The organism is Azospirillum sp., from assembly GCF_035627195.1.
Taxonomy (GTDB): Bacteria; Pseudomonadota; Alphaproteobacteria; order Azospirillales; family Azospirillaceae; genus Azospirillum.
On sequence record NZ_DASPMG010000269.1, the window covers coordinates 1 to 2,180 of the forward strand.

General features: G+C 70.1%; 2 protein-coding genes. Both read left to right on the top strand.

All coding sequences use genetic code 11. The annotated features are described in order from the left end of the window. A partial coding sequence (locus VED21_RS24850; RefSeq protein WP_324887087.1) for a hypothetical protein occupies positions 1–306 on the top strand: 306 nt, incomplete at its 5' end. A gap of 366 nt (positions 307–672) precedes the next feature. Continuing rightward, the coding region (locus VED21_RS24855; RefSeq protein ID WP_324887089.1) for a ligand-binding sensor domain-containing protein at positions 673–2,180 on the top strand (1,508 nt) is incomplete at its 3' end.

Sequence of the window (2,180 nt, forward strand, 5' to 3'; positions counted from 1 at the left end):
CAGTCGGCCAACGTCGTCGGCACCTACACCTACAACGGCACCGACACCGACGGTTCGGCCTACAAGGAGGCCGGCACCGTCGTGGTGACGAACGAGAAGTCGGGCGCGCTGAGCGTGAAGTGGGACGGCGGCGACTACGTCGGCGTCGGCCAGGTGACCGGCAACGTCCTGGCGGTCGCGGCCGTGGCCGACGGCAAGAACACCATCATGCTGATGAACGTGAACCCCGACGGCAGCCTGTCGGGCCCGTGGTGGCGCCGCACCGACCCGGGCAACAAGGGCACCGAGGTCTGGAAGAAGAAGTAGATCGGCAACCGCTGGCTCCTATTGGCCGGTTCCGCTTGGCCGGTGCCGCCGAGGCACCGGCCACACGGTCCGGTATCAGGCGCCGCCGATCTGCGGCCGGACGCGGGATCGGCATCCCTGATGAATTATTGACAGGATGTGGAGGCTGTCCTCAGCTGGATTTCAGTTCGACAGCGTGGCTTGCTCCGACGGCGGATGCGGCGCAATATCCGCCGCAATATTTTACGAATGACTTGGCCTGTTCTCATGAACCACCCGCGCCGACTGTTGCCGCTCTTTTGGGCGGCATCGCTGATGGTGTCGGCGTTGCCGGCGGCGACACGTCCGGCTTTGGGGCAAGACGGCGCTCCGCCGCCGTGGAGCCGCTTGGCCGGTCCCCTGTTCAGCCACATCGGCCAGTCCGACGGCCTGCCCTATACCGTGGCCCTGGCGCTGGTCCAGGATCACGCGGGGTTCGTCTGGATCGGCACGCCGGGTGGCCTGGCGCGCTGGGACGGATACCGGATGCGCGTGTACCGGCACGGCAGCGGCGATCCGGGTTCACTGCCCGAGAACGTCATCGCCGAGCTGCTGGTCGACGAGGGCGGCCACCTGTGGGTGGGCAGCCTTTCCGGCACCGTCGCGCGCTTCGATCCCGAGCGGAACGCCTTCATCACGCACCGCGATGCGAAAGGCGCCGCCGGCCGCATGCGCGGGATGGCGAGCGACGGGCATGGCGGGCTCTGGACCATCGGGACGAACGGGCTCGCCCACCTCGAGACCGAATCGGGACGCTGGCGGCGCGACGACCCGGCCGAGCTTGGACTGCCGCCCGGCGAGTTCCAGGCCATCCGACGGGACAGCAAGGGCACGCTGTGGCTGGGCACGCGGCAAGGGTTGATGCGGCGGCCGCCGGGCAGCGGCCGCTTCCTGCCGGTGCCGGTGCCGGGCGAGGCCGACGTCGTTCCGACGGCGCTGTTCGAGGATGGTGCCGGCCGGCTGTGGGTCGGCACGGCGATCGGGCAGGTCGGCTTCGTCGACGAGGCGACGGGCGCGCTGCGCCTGCTCAGCGCCTTCGTTCCCTCCGGGCAAAGGGTGTCGGCCATCGTCGAACCGACGCCGGGCACGCTCTGGATCGGCGAGTTCGGTGGCGGCATCCATGAACTGCGCGTCGCCACCGGCGCCATCCGCCCCATCCGCCACGATCCACAGGACCCAACCAGCCTCAGCGACGATGCCGTGGCCACCATGCTGGTCGACCGCTCCGGTTTGGTGTGGATGGGCACCTCCCGAGGCGTCGACCGGCACAACCCGGTGGACCACGGCTTCCTGACGGTCGTGCCGTCCACCCCCGGCGGGCTGCTGGGCCGGGACGTGCGCAGCATGAGCGTGCGCCCGGACGGCAAGGTCTGGCTGGGCTTCCGCACCGAGGGGATCGCGCTGCTCGACCCGGTGGACGGCCGCGTCGCCGAGATGCGCCCGGGCCCGGGCCGCGGCCGCGGGCTACCCCGGCAGATGATCCAGGCCATCGCGTCGCTGGCGAATGGCGACGTCTGGACGGGGGCGCGCACCGGCCTGTACCGGGCCGTTCCGGCGACCGGCCGGGTGCACACCTTCCTGCCGCTGCAGGGAGCGAACATCCTGTCCCTGATGGCGGAGGAACCCGTCCTGTGGGTGGGCGGCAGCATGGGTTTGGCGCGCATCGGCCTGGAAAACGATGCGTATCGCGTCTTCGCCAACGCCCCGGACCGCGCCGACAGCCTCAGCGACAACAGCGTTCAGGCGTTGCTGCGCGACAGCAAGGGGCGCCTGTGGGCGGGAACCCAGCGTGGACTGAACCTGTTCGACGCGGCGACGGAAACCTTCGAACGCTTCCTGCACGACCCCAACGATCC